This window comes from Streptomyces sp. NPDC085460 (genome assembly GCF_044541975.1).
Taxonomy (GTDB): domain Bacteria; phylum Actinomycetota; class Actinomycetes; order Streptomycetales; family Streptomycetaceae; genus Streptomyces.
Window position 1 is genome coordinate 1 of the sequence record NZ_JBITTO010000010.1, and the last position, 16,451, is coordinate 16,451.

A 16,451-nucleotide genomic window follows, 5' to 3' on the forward strand; every position below is an offset into this window, starting at 1 on the left:
ACAGGGGGTTTCGGGGGGGTGGCTCCCGCGGGCGGGGGCGACCCGGGGGGGGCCCTGGGGACTTTCTGCCCCCCCCCGCGGCGGCGCCCCGGGGCCCCCCGGGGGCCCCCCCCCGCCGGGGCGGGGCCCACCCCCGGGCTCTCTCAGGCGTACGGGTCGGAGGACGTGAACTCCCCCTCGCCCTCCGGGCGTTCCCCGATCAGCCGGTCCGCCTGCCGCACCGCCTCGGCCAGCTCGCCGACCACGGCCGAACCGGACCGCCCCCTGATGCCGTCGGCGTACACGGCGAGTTCGCCCAGACGCGGGGCGCCGGGCAGCGAACCACCGCGCAGCCGCTCCGCGAAGTAGGCCGAGATCGCCGAGAGCTGGAGGCTGTCGTGACCGGAGTCCCACAGCCCGGCACGCAGCCCCGCGGCCTCGACGGTGCCCGAACGCTCCCGAGGGGAGCGGGACCCGGGGTCGAGCCAGCGGACCGTGGCGGTGGCGATCCGGCCGCTCGCGCCGGGCCGCGTCTTCACCACGTACAGGGCGGTGACGGTGTGGCCCGCGCCGACCTCGCCACCGTCGACCCGGTCGTTCCGGAAGTCCTCGTCGGCGACCGCGCGGTTCTCGTAGCCGATCAGCCGGAACCGCTCCACGGTCTCCCGGTCGAAGGCGACCTGCGCCTTGGCGTCCCGGGCGCGCAGTTCGACGTGGGCGGGCAGCTGGTCGACGAAGACCTTGCGGGCCTGCTCGCGGGTGGAGACGTAGGTGGTCTGGCCGTCGCCCTTGTCGGCGAGCCGCTCCATCAGCTCGTCGCCGTAGTCGCTCCCGACGCCGACGCCGAAGAGGGTGATGCCGTGCTCCCTGCGCTGCTCGTCGATGTGGCCGAGGAGGGCGTCGGCGCCCGTCTCGCCGGAGTTGGCGAGGGCGTCGGAGAGCAGCACGACCCGGTTGGTGGCGCCGTCGCGGCGGCCCTCGGACGCCACGTCGTAGCCGGTGCGCAGTCCCGCCTCCAGGTTGGTGGAGGAGCGGACGGCGAGCGCGTCGACGGCCTCGCGGACGCGGTGGCGGGCCTCGCCGAGCCGGGTCATCGGCAGCAGGGTCTCGGCCTCGTCGCTGAAGGCGACCAGGGCGACCGAGTCGTCGTCGCGCAGCTGGTCGGCGGCGAGCCGCAGGGAGTGCTGCACGAGGTCGAGCCGGCCGGGCTCGCGCATCGAACCGGAGACGTCGACGACGAAGGTGAGGGCGGCGGGCGGGCGTTCGCCCGCCGGGTCGGCGCCGCGGGTGGCGAGGCCGACCCGGACGAGCGACCAGCCCTCGGCGCCGGTGGCGGCGCCGTCGACGGTGACGCTGAAGCCGTCGTCGGCGGGGCGCGGGTAGTCGGGGCGGAAGCTGTTGACGAACTCCTCGGGCCGGACGGTGGACGGGTCGGGCAGCTCGCCCTCGGCGAGCGAGCGGCGGGCGTAGCCGTACGAGGCGGTGTCGACGTCGAGGGCGAAGGTGGAGAGGTAGTCGGGGGTACGGGTGGGAGCCCGCAGCTCGCCCTCGGGGCCGTCCGTGGCCTGCCCCTCGGCCGCGGAGGGCGGCGCCGCGGACGGCTGGGGCGCCGCGGTACGGCCGCCGTCGGGGACGTACGGGGCGGCCTTGTGGCCGTCGCTCGCCGACTCCTTCCCGGTGCCGGCGCAGCCGCCGAGGAGGAGCCCGGCGACGAGCGCCGCGGCGAGGACGCCGCTTCTCCTGTGAGCACGGTTCATGGACAACTCCCCGTTTCTGTACGGACCTTGTTCCGGGCACGGGTCACCGCCGGGTGCGACGGGAGCCGCGCCCGGCTCCTGCGAACTGTGACGAACGGGAGGCGTGCGCGGACCCCGCGAAGGTGTTGCGGATGGATCTCGATGTGGCAACGGGAGGCGGAACGGGGTCGGATGGCATGGAGACGCCAGGTTTGTCCACAGGGGTTGTCACCGTAAGCAGTCACATGAGTACATAGAGTGGACATCGATCCGGCGGGGGTGGTCAGCGGTGGCAGAGAGCGCGGGCTCCGTGGTGCTCGCCCGTTCGGCGATGAACCGGGCCGTGACCGAGGGACAGCGGCCGGCGGGGCGCCCGGTCCGGGGGGCGCGGCGCATCAGCGCGGCGCTCGCCGGGCTGGCCGCCTCGACCCGGCACGAGCTGCTGACCTTCGACGATCCGGTGGCCTCGGCGGAGCGCGCCATCCCCGGGCCGTTCCTGGAGCTGGCGGCCGCGTGCATGCGCGCGGCGGCGGAGCGGGCCGGGGAGGTGCGGCGGGTCGTGCCCCGGCACGCGCTGCCCCGGGTCGAGGACGGCCCGCGGATACCCGGGCGGGCGCGGTTCGCCGACGCGATCCCGTTCAAGCTGATCGTGGTGGACCGGACGGTGGCGGCGGTCCCGCTCGATCTGGAGCTGCTGTACAACGGGCTGTTGCTGATCCGGGACCCGGTGGTGGTGCAGGCCCTGGTGCGGACCCACCACGCCTGCTGGACGGCGGCCGAGGAGCTGGGGCACATCCCGCCGCCGCGGTCCCCGAGCGAGCCGCCGGAGCAGCTGCGGCCGGTCCTGGAGGCGCTGCTCTCGGGGCTGACGGACGAGGCGGCGGCGGCCCGGCTGGGGATGTCGGCGCGGACGTACAGCCGGCGGGTGGGCGAGCTGATGGCGGCCCTGGGAACGACGAGCCGCTTCCGCGCGGGCGCGGAAGCGGCTCGGAGGGGGTGGCTGTGACACCCGGGGCGCCGGGTCCCAGGACACGGCGCCCGGGGCACGGCGCTCAGGACACGATGTCCTTGCGGGCGAAGCCACGGAAGGCGAGGGCGAAGAGGACCAGGGCGTAGGTGACGGAGATCGCCGCCCCCTGGGCCATGCCGCCCCACTCCAGCCGGGGCTGAAGGGCGTCGATCCAGGCGAACTGCCAGTGCGCGGGCAGGAAGTCGCGCCAGTCGCCCAGGGCCGTGACCGCGTCCAGGACGTTGCCGACGATGGTCAGTCCGACGGCGCCGCCGACCGCGCCGAGCGGGGCGTCGGTGCGGGTGGAGAGCCAGAAGGCGAGGCCCGCGGTGACCAGTTGGGAGACGAGGACGAAGGAGGTGGCGATGAGCAGCCGGAGAACGGACTCCCCCGCCGGGAGCGAGCCGCCGGTGGGCAGCTGGAGCGGGCCCCAGCCGTAGGCGACCGTGCCGGCGGCCAGGGCGAGCAGCGGCAGCAGGAAGAGCGCCGCGGTGCTGTAGCCGAGCGCGACCGCCAGCTTGGCGGCGAGCAGCCGGGAGCGCGGTACGGGCGCCGCGAGCAGATAGCGGAGCGAGGACCAGCCGGCCTCCGAGGCGACGGTGTCGCCGCAGAAGAGCGCCACGGGGATGACCAGGAGGAAACCGGCCGAGACGAAGAGGCAGGTCGCCGCGAAGTTGGCGCCCGAGGCGGTCGCCGTGTCGATGAGGGTGATCCGGCCGCCGCGGTCGTCGCCGTCGGGGCCGCCGATGGCGAAGGCGACGATCAGGACGAAGGGCAGGGCGGCGAGCACCCCGGCCATCACCAGGGTGCGCCGGCGCTTCCACTGGCGCAGGGCCTCGACGCGCAGCGGAAGGGTGCGCCCGGGGCGGTAGCCGGGGGCGAGGGCTTCGGGCGCGGGGCTCTCGGGGCGGGAGCCGGGGCCGGGGCCGGTGGCCGTCGCGGTCATGCGGATCCTCCGATCAGGGTCAGGAAGGCGTCCTCCAGGCGTCGGTGCGGGCCGACCCCGGTCAGCGGGACGTCCAGACGGACGAGCTCGCCGATCAGCGCGGTCACGTCGGCCGTCGCGTCGGCCGTCACGTCGGCGGGGGTGCCGGCGGGCGTGCCGGTGGCCGCGGTGCCGGTGGTCGCGGTGCTGGTGGTCGCGGTGTCGGCGGGAGCGTCGACGGGGGCGCCGAGGCGGACCAGGAGCCCGTCCTCGGCGCGGACCGCGGAGCCGACACCGGGCAGGGCGGCGATCTTCTCGACGAGCGCGTCGCCGACGGGCGCGCCCAGGGTGACGAGGAGGGTGTCACCGGCGCCGGTGATCTCGGCGACCGGGCCGGCCTGGACGAGCTGTCCCCGGTCCATGACGACGAGGTGGGTGCAGGACTGCTCGACCTCCGCGAGGAGGTGGCTGGAAACGATGACGGTACGGCCGGCGGCGGCGTACCGGATCATCACCTCCCGCATCTCGCGGATCTGCGGCGGGTCGAGGCCGTTGGTGGGTTCGTCGAGGATGAGGAGGTCGGGCAGGCCGAGCATGGCCTGGGCGATGGCGAGCCGCTGCCGCATGCCCTGGGAGTAGGTGCGGACGGCCCGCTGGAGGGCGCCGCCCAGGTTGGCGATGCGCAGTGCCTCGTCGAGGTGCGCGTCCTCGGCCGGGCGGCCGGTGGCCTTCCAGTACAGCTCCAGGTTCTCCCGGCCGGTGAGGTGCGGCAGGAAGCCCGCGCCCTCGACGAAGGAGCCGACCCGGGAGAGCACCGGGGCTCCGGGCCGGATGGCCTGGCCGAAGACCCGGATCTCGCCCTCGTCCGGGGTGATCAGGCCCATCAGCATCCGCAGGGTGGTGGTCTTCCCGGCCCCGTTGGGGCCGAGGAGACCGAGGACCTGGCCCTGCTCGACCCGGAAGGAGAGGTCGCGGACGGAGTACCGCTCGCCGCCCTTGTACTTCTTCGACAGGCCGGTGATCTGGAGCGGTACGGAGGCGAGCGCGGGGTCCGGCGCCGGGCCCGCCGTGCGGCGGCGGGCGGTCAGCAGGAGCGCCGCGGCGACGGCGAGACCGGCGAGCGGCAGGCCCCAGACCCACCAGGGCAGCCCCGCCGCCTGGGTGGTCACGCCGGGCGCCGTGGGCACGGTGAGGGGGCCCTCGACGGCGACGGTGTAGCCGGCGGTGGTGACCGGGGAGGCGTAGCCGAGGTCGGTGGCCGAGACGACCAGACGGAGCCGGTGACCCGCCTCCACCTCGTGGTCGATCGCGGGCAGGGTGAGCGTGACGGACCGGCCCTTGCCGGCGTCCTCGACGCGGACCGGGCTGACGAGCTGGGAGGGCAGCACCTGCTGCCGCCCGTCGGGCCCGACGTCGTACACCTTGGCGAAGAGGACGGCGGAGCCGTCGGCGGCCGTGGAGGTGACCTTGACGCGGACGGTCGGGGTGCCGGTGACGCGGAGCGGCGCGCTCTGCGGGGCCGCGTCGAAACGGGCGTGCTGGCCCGGGAAGTCGAGGGCGAGTCCGACGCCGAGGGAGGAGGACAGGCCGCCGAGGCCGCCTCCGAGACCGGGCACGGCGGACACGGCGGGCGGTGCCCCTCCGGCCGGGTTGGTGAAGCTCTGCGGCGGCCCGCCGAGGGCGAGGGAGCGGGTGTCCGCGCGCAGGCCCGGGTAGCGGTCGGCGGTGGCGGCGCGAAGGGTGGCCCGGCCGTCGGTGGAGTCGACGCCGCCGGTGCGGCTGACCCGGAAGGCGGGGCCGGTGTCGACGGAGGCGTCCCGCTTCAGCCAGCGGTCGAACCAGGCGCCGACCCGGTCCTCGACCCGCTCGGTCTCACGGTCGCCGCCGTCGTGGCCGCCGGCCGCCCAGTCCACGGCGACGGGGGCGCCGTTGGCGGCGAGGGCGCGGGCCATCGCGTCGGACTGGTCGAGGGTGAACAGGGAGTCGGTCTGGCCCTGCACGATGAGGGTGGGGACCTTGATGCGGTCGCCGACGGCGGAGGGGCTGCGGGACTCCAGGAGCGCGCGGGCGGCGGCGTCGGGCCGGCCGGAGACGGCGACACGTTCCTTCAGGGCGCAGATCTCGGGAGCGAAGCGCCCACAGGCGCCGGCCCGGGCGTCGGCGCCCACGGCGTCGGCTCCCCGGGCGGTGTTCCCGGGCGCGCCCTCGGAGGGGCGCCGCCCGGCGTCGGACCCGGGGCCGGACCCGGTGTCGGACCCAGTGTCGGACCCGGTGTCGGGCCCGGTCCCCGAGTCGGCCTCGGGGGTGGTCCCGGGGAGGGAGGCCCCCGGGGTGCCCATGGAGAAGAGGATGCCGGCCCACAGCTTCTTGTAGACGTCGCCGGGGAGGAGGGCGTCGGCGAGGTTCCAGTAGGTGATCTGCGGGGCGATGGCGTCGACCCGGGGGTCGTGACCGGCCGCGAGCAGGGAGATCGCGCCGCCGTAGGAAGCGCCCGTGACGCCGACGCGCGGGTCTCCGGCCTTGTCGAGGAGGACCTCGGGCCGGGCCGCGAGCCAGTCGACGAGCTTCCTCACGTCCCGGACCTCGTGGTCGGGGTCGTTGAGGCCGATCTGTCCGCCGGAGGCGCCGAAGCCGCGGGCGGACCAGGTCAGGACCGCGTAGCCGTCGCGGGCGAGCCGCTCGGCCTGCGGGCGGACGTCGTCCTTGGAGCCGCCGAAGCCGTGCGCGAGCAGGACGGCGGGGCGGCGGCCTGAGCCCTCGCCGGTGAAGTACGAGGTGTCGATCCGCACCCCGTCGAGGTCGAGGGCCCGGTCCTCGCGCTGGACGGGCGGGGGTTCGTCCTGGGCGACGGCGGTCAGGGCGCCGGCGCCCGCGAGGACGGTGAGAGCGGCGGTGACCGCGGCCCACCGGGGAAGTCGGAGTCGCATGGTCCCGAGCCTAGGCGGACCGCCTGTGTCGGCACGGCTGCCCCGGGGCGGAAATCCACGGCCTCCTGGAGTCGTACCCAGTACGGTCCGCGTACAGCGGTCGCGGTACGCGCGCGGCCGGCGGCGGCGGTGAGGGAGACGCGGTGGCGGACGGGTTCGTGATCCGGCGGGCGAAGACGGTGGGCGAACTGCTCGCGGCTTCGCACCTGTACGACGGTCCGGCGCGCGCCGAGTGGGCGGAGCGTTTCCTCGCCTCCCCCGGGCACCTGATGCTGATCGGGTACGCGCCGGACGGGACGCCCGCAGGGTTCGTGACCGGGATCGAGATGCTCCATCCGGACAAGGGCGCCGAGCTGTGCCTGTACGAACTGGGCGTCGACGAGCCGTACCGGCGGCGCGGTCTCGGCCGGGCGCTGACGGAGGCGCTGGTGGCGGTCGCCCGGGAGCGGGGGTGCGCGGGCGCGTGGGTGCCGGTGGACACGGACAACGGCCCGGCGCTCGCCACGTACCGCTCGGCGGGCGCCTCGGACGACGGGGTGTGCGCGGTCCTCGCCTGGTCCTTCGGCGCCGAGGGCGCCTGAGGCGACACCGGCCCGCCCCGTACACCCGCCCCGCGGACGGCCGACGGCCCCCGGGGTGCGGCGGTGCGCACTCCGGGGGCCGTCGTACGACCCTGCGGGTCAGTGGTTGCGCGGGAAGCCCAGGTCCACGCCGGCGGGGGCGTCGGCCGGGTCGGGCCAGCGGGTGGTGACGACCTTGCCGCGGGTGTAGAAGTGCACGCCGTCGTTGCCGTAGATGTGGTGGTCGCCGAAGAGCGAGTCCTTCCAGCCGCCGAAGGAGTGGTAGCCGACCGGCACCGGGATCGGCACGTTGACGCCGACCATGCCGGCCTCGACCTCCAGCTGGAAGCGGCGGGCGGCGCCGCCGTCGCGGGTGAAGATCGCGGTGCCGTTGCCGAACGGCGAGGCGTTGATGAGGGCCAGGCCCTCCTCGTACGTCTCGGCGCGCAGCACGCACAGCACCGGGCCGAAGATCTCGTCCTGGTACGCCTTGGCGGTGGTCGGCACGTGGTCCAGGAGGGAGAGGCCGATCCAGTGGCCGTCCTCGTACCCCTCGACGGTGTAGCCGGTGCCGTCGAGGACGACCTGGCAGCCCTCGGCCTCGGCGCCGTGGACGTAGGAGGCGACCTTGTCGCGGTGGACGGCCGTGATGAGCGGGCCCATCTCGGAGCTCGGGTCGGTGCCGGGGCCGATCTTGATCTTTTCGGCGCGCTCGCGGATCTTCTCGACCAGCTCGTCGCCGATGGCGCCGACGGCCACGACGGCGGAGATGGCCATGCAGCGCTCGCCGGCGGAGCCGTACGCGGCGGAGACGGCGGCGTCGGCGGCGGCGTCGAGGTCGGCGTCCGGGAGGACCAGCATGTGGTTCTTGGCGCCGCCGAGCGCCTGGACGCGCTTGCCGTTGGCGGAGGCGGTGATGTGGATGTGCCGGGCGATCGGGGTCGAGCCGACGAAGGAGATCGCGGAGACGTCCGGGTGCTCCAGGAGGCGGTCGACGGCGACCTTGTCGCCGTGCAGGACGTTGAAGACGCCGTCCGGCAGGCCGGCCTCGGCGAGCAGCTCGGCGATCTTGAGGGAGGCGGACGGGTCCTTCTCGCTCGGCTTGAGGATGAAGGTGTTGCCGGTCGCGATGGCGATCGGGAACATCCACATCGGCACCATGGCCGGGAAGTTGAAGGGCGTGATGCCGGCGACGACGCCGACCGGCTGGCGGATGGAGGCCACGTCCACGCGGTTGGAGACCTGGGTGGAGAGCTCGCCCTTGAGCTGGGTGGTGATGCCGCAGGCCAGGTCGACGATCTCCAGGCCGCGGGCGACCTCGCCGAGGGCGTCGGAGTGGACCTTGCCGTGCTCGGCGACGATCAGCTCGGCGATGGCGTCGCGGTTGGCGTCGAGCAGCGCGCGGAACGCGAAGAGGATCGTGGTGCGCTGGGCCAGCGAGGAGGTGCCCCAGGTGGCGAAGGCGTCCTTCGCGGCGGCGACGGCCGCGTCGACCTCCTCCACCGAGGCGAGGGCGACCCGGGTGGTGACCGCGCCGGTGGCCGGGTCGGTGACCGGGCCCCAGTTGCCCGACGTGCCCTCGACGGTCTTGCCACCGATCCAGTGGTGGACGCTCTTCGTCATGACGAGTTACTCCTTCAGAGCCTTCGGTGCCTTCAGAGACGGCGGCGCCGGGCGGTGACGTGCCGGTCGTACTCCTCGCGGGCCTTGACCGCCGACGGGCGGGTCGAGATCTCGGCCACGGGCACATCCCACCACGCCTGGGCCGGAGGCGGGCCCGACACACTGTCGCCCGTTTCGGTCTCGATGTAGACACATGTGGGATCCGTGGCGGCGCGGGCGTCCGCGAGGGCTTCCCGCAGGTCACGCACGGTTCGGGGGCGCAGCACCCGCAGGCCGAGGGAGGCCGCGTTGGCGCCGAGGTCGACGGGGAGCGGGGGGCCGGTGAATCCCCCCTCGCCGTCCCGGAGGCGGTAGTCGGTGCCGTACCGCTCGGCGCCGACCGCCTCGGACAGGCCGCCGATGGAGGCGTAGCCGTGGTTCTGGAGGATCACCAGTCTGAGGGGCAGCCGTTCCTGCACGGCGGTGACGATCTCGGTGGGATTCATCAGGTACGTCCCGTCGCCGACGAGCGCCCAGACGGGCCGGCCGGGGGCGGCGAGGAGGACGCCGACGGCGGCGGGGATCTCGTAGCCCATGCAGGAGTAGCCGTACTCGACGTGGTACTGGTCGCGGGAGCGGGTCCGCCAGAGCTTGTGGAGGTCGCCGGGGAGCGAGCCGGCGGCGTTGATCAGGATGTCGGTGGCGTCGACCAGGGTGTCGAGCACGCCGAGGACCTGGGCCTGGGTGGGGCGGGCGGTCTCGTCCGGGGCCGCGTAGGCGGCGGTGACGCGGGCCTCCCACGCGGCTTTCGCGGCGGTCCAGGTCAGCGGGCGCGCCGGGTGGTCGCCGAGGGCGTCGGCGAGGGCGGTGAGTCCTTCGCGGGCGTCCGCGACGAGCGGCAGCCGCGCGCCCTGCTTGTGGGCGTCGAAGCCGGTGATGTTGAGGTTGAGGAAGCGGGCGTCCGAGGCGAAGAGGGTGCCGGAGGCGGTGGTGAAGTCGGTGTAGCGGGTGCCGACACCGATGACCAGGTCGGCGGTGCGGGCCAGGTCGTTCGCCGTGGCGGTGCCGGTGTGGCCGAGGCCGCCGACCTCGCAGGGGTGGTCGTACGGGAGCGCGCCCTTGCCGGCCTGCGTGGTGGCGACGGGGAGCCCCGCGCTTTCGGCGAGCTGCCGCAGGGCGTCCTCCGCGGCGCTGTGCCGGACCCCGCCGCCGGCGACGAGGAGGGGGCGGTCGGCTTCCCGCAGCGCCCGCGCGGCGGCGTCGAGTTCGGCCCGGTCGGGGCGGGGGCGGCGGACCGTCCAGGTCCGGTCGGCGAAGAACTCCTCCGGCCAGTCGTACGCCTCCGCCTGTACGTCCTGCGGGAGGGCGAGGGTGACGGCGCCGGTCGCGGCCGGGTCGGCGAGGGTCCGCATGGCCTCCAGGGCGGCCGGGATCAGGGCCTCGGGGCGGCCGATCCGGTCGAAGTACCGGGAGACGGGGCGCAGGCAGTCGTTGACGGAGACGTCGCCGGCGTGGGGCTGCTGGAGCTGCTGGAGGACCGGGTCGGCGGGGCGGGTCGCGAAGGTGTCGCCGGGGAGCAGCAGCACCGGGAGGTGGTTGACGGTGGCGAGGGCGGCGCCGGTGACGAGGTTGGTGGCGCCGGGGCCGATGGAGGTGGTGACGGCGTGGGCGGAGAGCCGGCCGGTCTGGCGGGCGTGGCCGACGGCGGCGTGGACCATGGCCTGTTCGTTGCGGCCCTGGAGGAAGGGCATGCCGTCCTCCTCGATCAGGGCCTGGCCGATCCCGGCGACGTTGCCGTGGCCGAAGATGCCCCAGGTGGCGGCGATCAGCCGGTGCCGTTCGCCGTCGCGTTCGGTGTACTGCGCGGCCAGGAAGCGGACGAGGGCCTGGGCCACGGTGAGGCGCCTCACCGGTATCCCTCCGTGTGGTCGGGGTGGAAGCTGATCCGCCACTCCCGCGCGGGGCCGGGTCCGGCCATGACGTTGAGGTAGTAGAGGTCGTGGTCCGGCTGGGCGATCGAGGGGCCGTGCCAGCCGTCGGGGACGAGGACGGCGTCGCCCTGCCGGACCTCGGCGAGGAGGTCGGCGCCGCCGGGCCGGGAGGGCGAGATCCGCTGGTAGGCGTAGCCGCGCGGGTCCTCGATCTCGTAGTAGTAGATCTCCTCCAGGACGGACTCGGTCCCGGGGTGGTGCTCGTCGTGCTTGTGGGGCGGGTAGGAGGACCAGTGGCCGCCGGGGGTGATCACCTCGACGGCGATCAGCCGGTCGCAGGGGAAGGCGTCGGCCGCGGCGAAGTTCCGTACGCGGCGGGCGCGGTCGCCGCTGCCTCGGTCCTCGACGGGAACCTCCGGCGCGGGGCCGTAGCGGGCGGGGAGTCGTCGCTCGCACTTCGCTCCTGCCAAAGCGAAGCGGCCTCCCGCGCCGGAGGCGATCTGGGCGTGGGCGTCGCGCGGTACGTAGACGAAGTCGGTCACGGAGGCGAACACGCTCGCGCGGCCCCCGAGTTCGAAAAACTCCCCGTCGACGCGCACGGTACAGCCCCCGGCGAGGGGAAGCACGACCCATTCGAGATCCGCGCTGTCGAAGGCGTGTTCCCCGCCGGGCGGCAGGTCGAGGACGCGGAGCGCGGACCGGCTCCATCCGGCCGTGCCGGGGTCGACGTCCAGGGCGTAGGGGCCCCGGGCGGCGCTGCCGGCGGGGAGGTGGAGGCGGCGGGTGGTCACCAGGGGTCGTCCTCGGTCGGGAGGGTGCCCGAGCCGGCGGCGAGGGCGCGGTCGATCTCGGCGGCGGTGGGCATGGCGGGGGCGCAGGCCAGCCGGCCGGCGACGATGGAGCCGGCGGCGCCGGCGCGGCGCAGGGTGTCCGCGAGGGGGAGGCCGGCGAGGAGGCCGTCGACGAGGGCGCCGCCGAAGGCGTCGCCTGCGCCGAGGCCGTTGACGACCTCGACGGGGAGCGGGGGGACCTCGGCGCGACGGCCGTCGGCGGCGAGCGCGAGGACGCCCTCGGGTCCGCGTTTGACGACGGCGAGCGGGACGGTGCCGGCGTCGCCGGGGGCGAGGAGGCCGAGGAGGGCGCGGGCGGCGGCCTCCGGTGCGCGTTCGCCGGTGGCGACCTCGCACTCCTCGGCGTTGCCGACGGCGACGGTGGCGTGCCGCAGGGCCTCGGTGTAGTGGGGGCGGGCGGTGGCCGGGTCGGGCCAGAAGGCGGGCCGCCAGTCGAGGTCGAGGACGGTGTGGGGGCGGCCGGCGCGGGCGCGCAGGGCGGTGAGGGTGGCGGTCCGGCTGGGCTCCTCGCTGAGGCCGGTGCCGGTGGTCCACAGGACGCGGGCGGCGCGGATCGCGTCGAGGTCCAGTTCGCGCGGGTGGATCTCCAGGTCGGGGGCCTTGGGGCGGCGGTAGAAGGTGAGGGGGAAGTCGTCGGGCGGGAAGAGGGCGCAGAAGGTGACGGGGGTGGGGTGGGCGGGGACCTCGGTGACCCAGCGGGCGTCCACCCCGAACTCCTTGAGCTCGCGCCGGAGGTAGGCGCCGAAGGGGTCGGCGCCGGTGCGGCTGATCAGGGCGGTGCGGCGGCCGAGGCGGGCGGCGGCGACGGCCACGTTGGCCGGGGAGCCGCCGAGGAACCGCCGGAAGGTCTCGACCCGGTCGAGTCCGACGCCGCTCTGGAGGGGGTAGAGGTCGACGCCGAGCCGCCCCATGGTGATCAGGTCGTACGGCTCCGACTCCACCCGTGCCACCTCTCGACTCCGGCGTCCGTCTCCAGGTCTAGCCCTCCGCCGGGAGGAGTGTCAACGATATGTCAGGACATTCGGACGGATGCCCCGCACGTCCGGCTGGTGTCTTGACGCTGGTCCGGGGCGCGGTCAAGGTGGCTGGCATGACGAAGCCGCCGCCGCCGTCGCCGTCGCCCGCCCGTATCCGCATCGGTTCCGCCCCGGACTCCTGGGGGGTGTGGTTCCCGGACGATCCGCGGCAGGTGCCGTGGCAGCGGTTCCTCGACGAGGTGGCGGGGGCCGGTTACGAGTGGATCGAGCTGGGTCCGTACGGCTATCTGCCGACCGATCCGGCGCTGCTGGCCGAGGAGACCTCCCGGCGCGGGCTTCGGGTGTCGGCCGGCACGGTCTTCACCGGGCTGCATCACGGGCCCGCGGTGTGGGAGCGGACCTGGGCGCACGTCGCGGAGAACGCGGCCCTGGCGCAGGCCATGGGCGCCGGGCATCTGGTGGTGATCCCGTCCTTCTGGCGGGACGACAGGACCGGTGAGGTGCTGGAGGACCGGGTGCTGACGGCGGAGCAGTGGCGGGATCTGACCGCGCTGACCGAGCGCCTGGGCCGTGAGGTGCGGGAGCGGTACGGGCTGCGGATCGTGGTCCATCCGCACGCCGACACGCACCTGGACGACGAGGAGAGCGTGACCCGGTTCCTGGACGCGACCGATCCGGAGGCGGTGGCGCTCTGTCTGGACACCGGGCACTACGCGTACGCGGGCGGGGACAGCGTGAAGCTGATCGAGACCTACGGGGAGCGCATCGGCTACCTCCATCTGAAGCAGGTGGATCCGGCGGTGCTGGCGGCGGTGCGGGCCGAGGGCCTGCCCTTCGGCCCGGCGGTGGCGCGGGGCGTGATGTGCGAGCCGCCGACGGGTGTGCCGGCCCTGGAGCCGGTGCTCGCCGCGGCGGCGGCGCTGGACGTGGAGCTCTTCGCGATCGTGGAGCAGGACATGTACCCGTGCGAGCCGGACGCCCCCTATCCGATCGCCCTGCGCACCCGCGGCTACCTCCGCTCGTGCGGGGTGTGACGGGGGGCTCCGCGCACGGGGGCGCGCCGCCGTGACCGTTCGTCACTTCCGTCACGAAGGTTCCTCACCCGTCACAAGTGTCGCGGTTTCGCGGGCTCCGCGTCACAGCCGGTCGACAGCCGCCCCCGGGGCGTCGGAGCGGGCCCTCCGGCGGGCACAGGACCGGTGATTTCACCGACACCACCGCCCGCAGCGCCCCCGAACGGCACCCCCCGCCACCGCTGCGCGCACGGGGCGTGAGGGAGGCACAGGCAATGACGGACAGGAACCTCTGGTCGTACAAGGACATCGCCGCGCACATCCGGGTCCAGCCGGACACGGTCCGCTCCTACCGGAAGCACGGGCTGCTGCCGCCGCCCGACCGGGTCGAGGCGGGCAAGCCCTTCTGGTACGCGGACACCGTCCGCGCCTGGGTCGCGAGCCGTCCCGGCAATCGGGCGCGCCGCGACTGATCCGCCCGCCCGGCCCGCGCGGCGCCGTCCTCCGGTGGAGTCCCGGGGGGCGGCGCCGCGGCACGTCCGGCGCCGCCGCGAGCCGGGCGGGGTAGCCGCGAGCCGTGCGGGGTAGCCGCGAGCCGTGCGGGGCCCCGGAGGGCCGGGCGGGGTCGCGGAGGGCCGGCCTAGCCCCGGGTGGCGACGGGCTCGCGTATCTCCTCCGTCTCGCCGGGCGGGGCGGCGGGGGTGGCGGGGGGCGCGGGCGGCTCGGACTCGCTGATGCCGAAGCGGTCGTGGAAGCGGCGGAGCGGTCCGGGGGCCCACCAGGTGAGGCGGCCGGTCAGCTTCATGACCGAGGGGACGAGGAGGCTGCGGACGACCATGGCGTCCATGACGACGGCGAGGGCGACGCCGAGGCCGAGCATCTTGGTGTTGGTGACCCGGGAGGTGCCGATGGCGACCATGACGACGGCGAGGATGACGGCGGCGGCGGTGATGAGTCCGCCGGTGCGGGCGAGGCCGAAGCGGACGGCGCCCTCGTGGTCGCCGGTGGCGTCGTACTCCTCCTTGATCCGGGAGAGCAGGAAGACGCCGTAGTCCATGGAGAGGCCGAAGGCCACGCAGAACATAAGCACCGGCAGGGTGGTCTCGATGTCGCCGGTGGCGGTGAAGCCGAGGAGTCCGGAGAGGTTCCCGTCCTGGAAGACCCAGACGACGGCGCCGAACATGGCGGTGAGGCTGAGGGCGTTGAGGAGGACGGCCTGGACGGGGACGATCACGCTGCCGGTGAGCAGGAAGACGAGGAGCAGGGTGACGAGGACGATGATGCCGGCGGCCCAGGGCAGCCGCTCGGCGATGGCGTCCTTGGAGTCGACGAGGACGGCGGCCTGGCCGGTGACCGAGGTGGTGAAGGGGGCGTCGGCGGCGCGCAGTTCGCCGACCGCGCGCTGCGCCCCGTCGCCGACGGCGGGGCCTTCGGGGACGACGCTGTAGTAGGCCCTGGTGTCGGCGCCGGTGCCGGTGACGACGGGGCCGTCGACCCGGACGACGCCGTCGAGGGCGGCGACGCGCTCGCGGTAGGCGGCGAGTTCGGCGGGGGTGGCGGGGCCCTCGGCGAGGACCGCGATGCTGCCGCCGGGGTCGCCGGGGAAGCCGGCGCGGAGCTCCTCCTGGACGATCCGGGAGGTGGCGGAGGGGGGCAGCTGCCGGTCGTCGGCGGTGCCGAACTTCACGCCGAGGAAGGGCAGTCCGAGCAGGACGAGGCCGGCGGTGGTGAGGACGGCGAAGACGGGCGCCCGGCGCATCACCAGGCCGGCCGTCCGGGACCAGCCGGTGCCCGCGGGCGCGTCCTTCGCGGGGGCGCGGCGGCGCCGGAGCAGGCGGCGCAGGTCGAGGGCGTCGACCCGGTGGCCGAGGAGGACGAGGGCGGCGGGGAGCAGGGTGAGGGCGGCGGTCGCGGCGAGCAGGACGACGGCGATGCCCGCGTAGGCGAAGGAGCGCAGGAAGTACTGCGGGAAGACGAGCATCGCGGCGAGCGAGACGGCGACGGTGAGGGCGGAGAAGAGCACGGTCCGCCCGGCGGTGCGCAGGGTGGTGCGGACGGCGGTGGCGGGGTCGGCGCCGGAGGCCAGCTCCTCGCGGTAGCGGCGGACGACGAAGAGCGCGTAGTCGATGGCGAGGCCGAGGCCGAGCGCGGTGGTGAGGTTCTGCGCGAAGACGGAGACGTCGGTGAACTCGGTGATCCCGCGCAGCACGGCGTTGGTGCCGAGGATGGCGACGATGCCGACGCCGAGCGGCAGGAGGGCGGCGACGGCGCTGCCGAAGACCATGACGAGCAGGACCAGGGTGAGCGGCAGGGCGATCAGCTCGGCCCGCAGCAGGTCCTCCTGGATGATCTGCTGCATCTCGTGGCGGACGGCGAGGCCGCCGCCGAGGGTGACCTCGACGGGTCCGTGGGTGCCGCGGTACTCCGGCGCGATGCGGTCGAGGAGTTCACCGGCCGCCTTCTCCTCGCCGGCGATCCGGGCGGCGACGACGGCCTGGGTGCCGTCCTCGGAGCGGAGGGCGGGCGAGCCGCCGACCCAGTAGGAGCCGACGCCCTCGACGCCGGGCTCGGCGGCGAGCCGCTCGGTGAGCCGGCGGGCCTCCGCGACCACGGCGGGGTCGTCGACGCCGGCCTCACCGGCGTCGACGAGGAGCAGCAGATTGGGCTGGGAGCCGGGGAACTCCCGCTCCAGCGCCTTCGTGGCGTAGCTGGACTCGGCGGCCGGGTCCTCCCAGCCGCCGCTGCCCATCCGGTCGGCGACGCCGCCGCCGGCGAGGACCGCGAGGGCGGTGAGGACGAGGGCGACGAGCAGGGTGAGCCGCGGCCGCGCGGTCACGAACCGCGTCCATCCCCCGCCCCGGACCGGGCCGTCACCCCGCACGGGGGGTGCTTTCTTGACTTCGGACATGACGCGGTGTCCCCTTCACCGTGGCCCTCGCGC

Annotated in this window: 12 protein-coding genes; 4 read left to right on the forward strand and 8 right to left on the reverse strand. The window is 75.1% G+C overall.

The window, feature by feature from the left end; genetic code table 11:
• Positions 1-143: 143 nt before the first annotated feature.
• Entirely contained in the window at positions 144-1,736 is a 1,593-nt protein-coding gene (locus ACIGHB_RS25590; RefSeq protein ID WP_399916151.1) for a von Willebrand factor type A domain-containing protein, read from the reverse strand.
• A gap of 268 nt (positions 1,737-2,004) precedes the next feature.
• On the opposite strand from ACIGHB_RS25590, the gene ACIGHB_RS25595 reads away from it, so the two are divergent.
• Entirely contained in the window at positions 2,005-2,721 is a 717-nt protein-coding gene (locus tag ACIGHB_RS25595; RefSeq protein ID WP_399916153.1) for a DNA-binding response regulator, read from the forward strand.
• A 46-nt stretch (positions 2,722-2,767) separates the two neighbouring features.
• Here ACIGHB_RS25595 and ACIGHB_RS25600 read toward each other — a convergent pair whose 3' ends face one another.
• Positions 2,768-3,670 carry an ABC transporter permease gene (locus ACIGHB_RS25600; RefSeq protein WP_399916155.1) on the reverse strand — a complete coding sequence of 301 codons (903 nt, stop codon included), beginning with the start codon at positions 3,668-3,670 and terminating at the stop codon, positions 2,768-2,770.
• Entirely contained in the window at positions 3,667-6,576 is a 2,910-nt protein-coding gene (locus tag ACIGHB_RS25605) for an alpha/beta fold hydrolase (RefSeq protein ID WP_399916157.1), read from the reverse strand. The genes ACIGHB_RS25600 and ACIGHB_RS25605 overlap by 4 nt, the downstream gene beginning before the upstream one ends.
• 143 nt (positions 6,577-6,719) lie before the next feature.
• On the opposite strand from ACIGHB_RS25605, the gene ACIGHB_RS25610 reads away from it, so the two are divergent.
• Positions 6,720-7,157 carry a GNAT family N-acetyltransferase gene (locus ACIGHB_RS25610; RefSeq protein WP_399916159.1) on the forward strand — a complete coding sequence of 146 codons (438 nt, stop codon included), beginning with the start codon at positions 6,720-6,722 and terminating at the stop codon, positions 7,155-7,157.
• A 99-nt stretch (positions 7,158-7,256) separates the two neighbouring features.
• Here the strand turns inward: ACIGHB_RS25610 and mmsA are convergent, their stop codons facing one another.
• From mmsA to iolC, 4 genes are read right to left on the reverse strand one after another with little or no spacing between them, the layout of a single operon-like run.
• A complete protein-coding gene (gene mmsA, locus ACIGHB_RS25615) occupies positions 7,257-8,759 on the reverse strand; it encodes a CoA-acylating methylmalonate-semialdehyde dehydrogenase (protein WP_399916160.1) in 1,503 nt (500 codons plus the stop codon).
• A 32-nt stretch (positions 8,760-8,791) separates the two neighbouring features.
• Positions 8,792-10,654 (reverse strand): 3D-(3,5/4)-trihydroxycyclohexane-1,2-dione acylhydrolase (decyclizing), encoded by a 1,863-nt coding sequence (iolD, locus tag ACIGHB_RS25620; RefSeq protein ID WP_399916443.1) that lies wholly within the window; start codon positions 10,652-10,654, stop codon positions 8,792-8,794.
• Complete coding sequence (gene iolB / locus ACIGHB_RS25625) at positions 10,645-11,460, reverse strand: 5-deoxy-glucuronate isomerase (protein ID WP_360317698.1); 816 nt, start codon at positions 11,458-11,460, stop codon at positions 10,645-10,647. The genes iolD and iolB overlap by 10 nt, the downstream gene beginning before the upstream one ends.
• Positions 11,457-12,431: a 5-dehydro-2-deoxygluconokinase gene (gene iolC / locus ACIGHB_RS25630; protein ID WP_399916445.1), complete on the reverse strand. Its 975-nt coding sequence runs from the start codon at positions 12,429-12,431 to the stop codon at positions 11,457-11,459. Before iolC ends, iolB begins: the two co-directional genes overlap by 4 nt.
• Positions 12,432-12,610: 179 nt before the next feature.
• On the opposite strand from iolC, the gene ACIGHB_RS25635 reads away from it, so the two are divergent.
• Both ACIGHB_RS25635 and ACIGHB_RS25640 read left to right on the forward strand, forming a co-directional pair.
• Entirely contained in the window at positions 12,611-13,531 is a 921-nt protein-coding gene (locus ACIGHB_RS25635; protein ID WP_360317701.1) for a sugar phosphate isomerase/epimerase, read from the forward strand.
• A 254-nt stretch (positions 13,532-13,785) separates the two neighbouring features.
• Entirely contained in the window at positions 13,786-13,983 is a 198-nt protein-coding gene (locus ACIGHB_RS25640; RefSeq protein WP_360317704.1) for a MerR family transcriptional regulator, read from the forward strand.
• Positions 13,984-14,150: 167 nt separating this feature from the next.
• On the opposite strand, the gene ACIGHB_RS25645 is transcribed toward ACIGHB_RS25640, so the two are convergent.
• Positions 14,151-16,418: an MMPL family transporter gene (locus ACIGHB_RS25645; RefSeq protein ID WP_399916163.1), complete on the reverse strand. Its 2,268-nt coding sequence runs from the start codon at positions 16,416-16,418 to the stop codon at positions 14,151-14,153.
• Positions 16,419-16,451: the final 33 nt, after the last annotated feature.

Coding starts and splice junctions, on each gene's coding strand:
- ACIGHB_RS25605 (WP_399916157.1), bottom strand. CDS start 6,576: ATGCGACTCCGACTTCCCCGGTGGGCCGCGGTCACCGCCGCTCTCACC.
- ACIGHB_RS25635 (WP_360317701.1), top strand. CDS start 12,611: ATGACGAAGCCGCCGCCGCCGTCGCCGTCGCCCGCCCGTATCCGCATC.
- ACIGHB_RS25600 (WP_399916155.1), bottom strand. CDS start 3,670: ATGACCGCGACGGCCACCGGCCCCGGCCCCGGCTCCCGCCCCGAGAGC.
- iolC (WP_399916445.1), bottom strand. CDS start 12,431: ATGGGGCGGCTCGGCGTCGACCTCTACCCCCTCCAGAGCGGCGTCGGA.
- ACIGHB_RS25640 (WP_360317704.1), top strand. CDS start 13,786: ATGACGGACAGGAACCTCTGGTCGTACAAGGACATCGCCGCGCACATC.
- ACIGHB_RS25590 (WP_399916151.1), bottom strand. CDS start 1,736: ATGAACCGTGCTCACAGGAGAAGCGGCGTCCTCGCCGCGGCGCTCGTC.
- mmsA (WP_399916160.1), bottom strand. CDS start 8,759: ATGACGAAGAGCGTCCACCACTGGATCGGTGGCAAGACCGTCGAGGGC.
- ACIGHB_RS25645 (WP_399916163.1), bottom strand. CDS start 16,418: ATGTCCGAAGTCAAGAAAGCACCCCCCGTGCGGGGTGACGGCCCGGTC.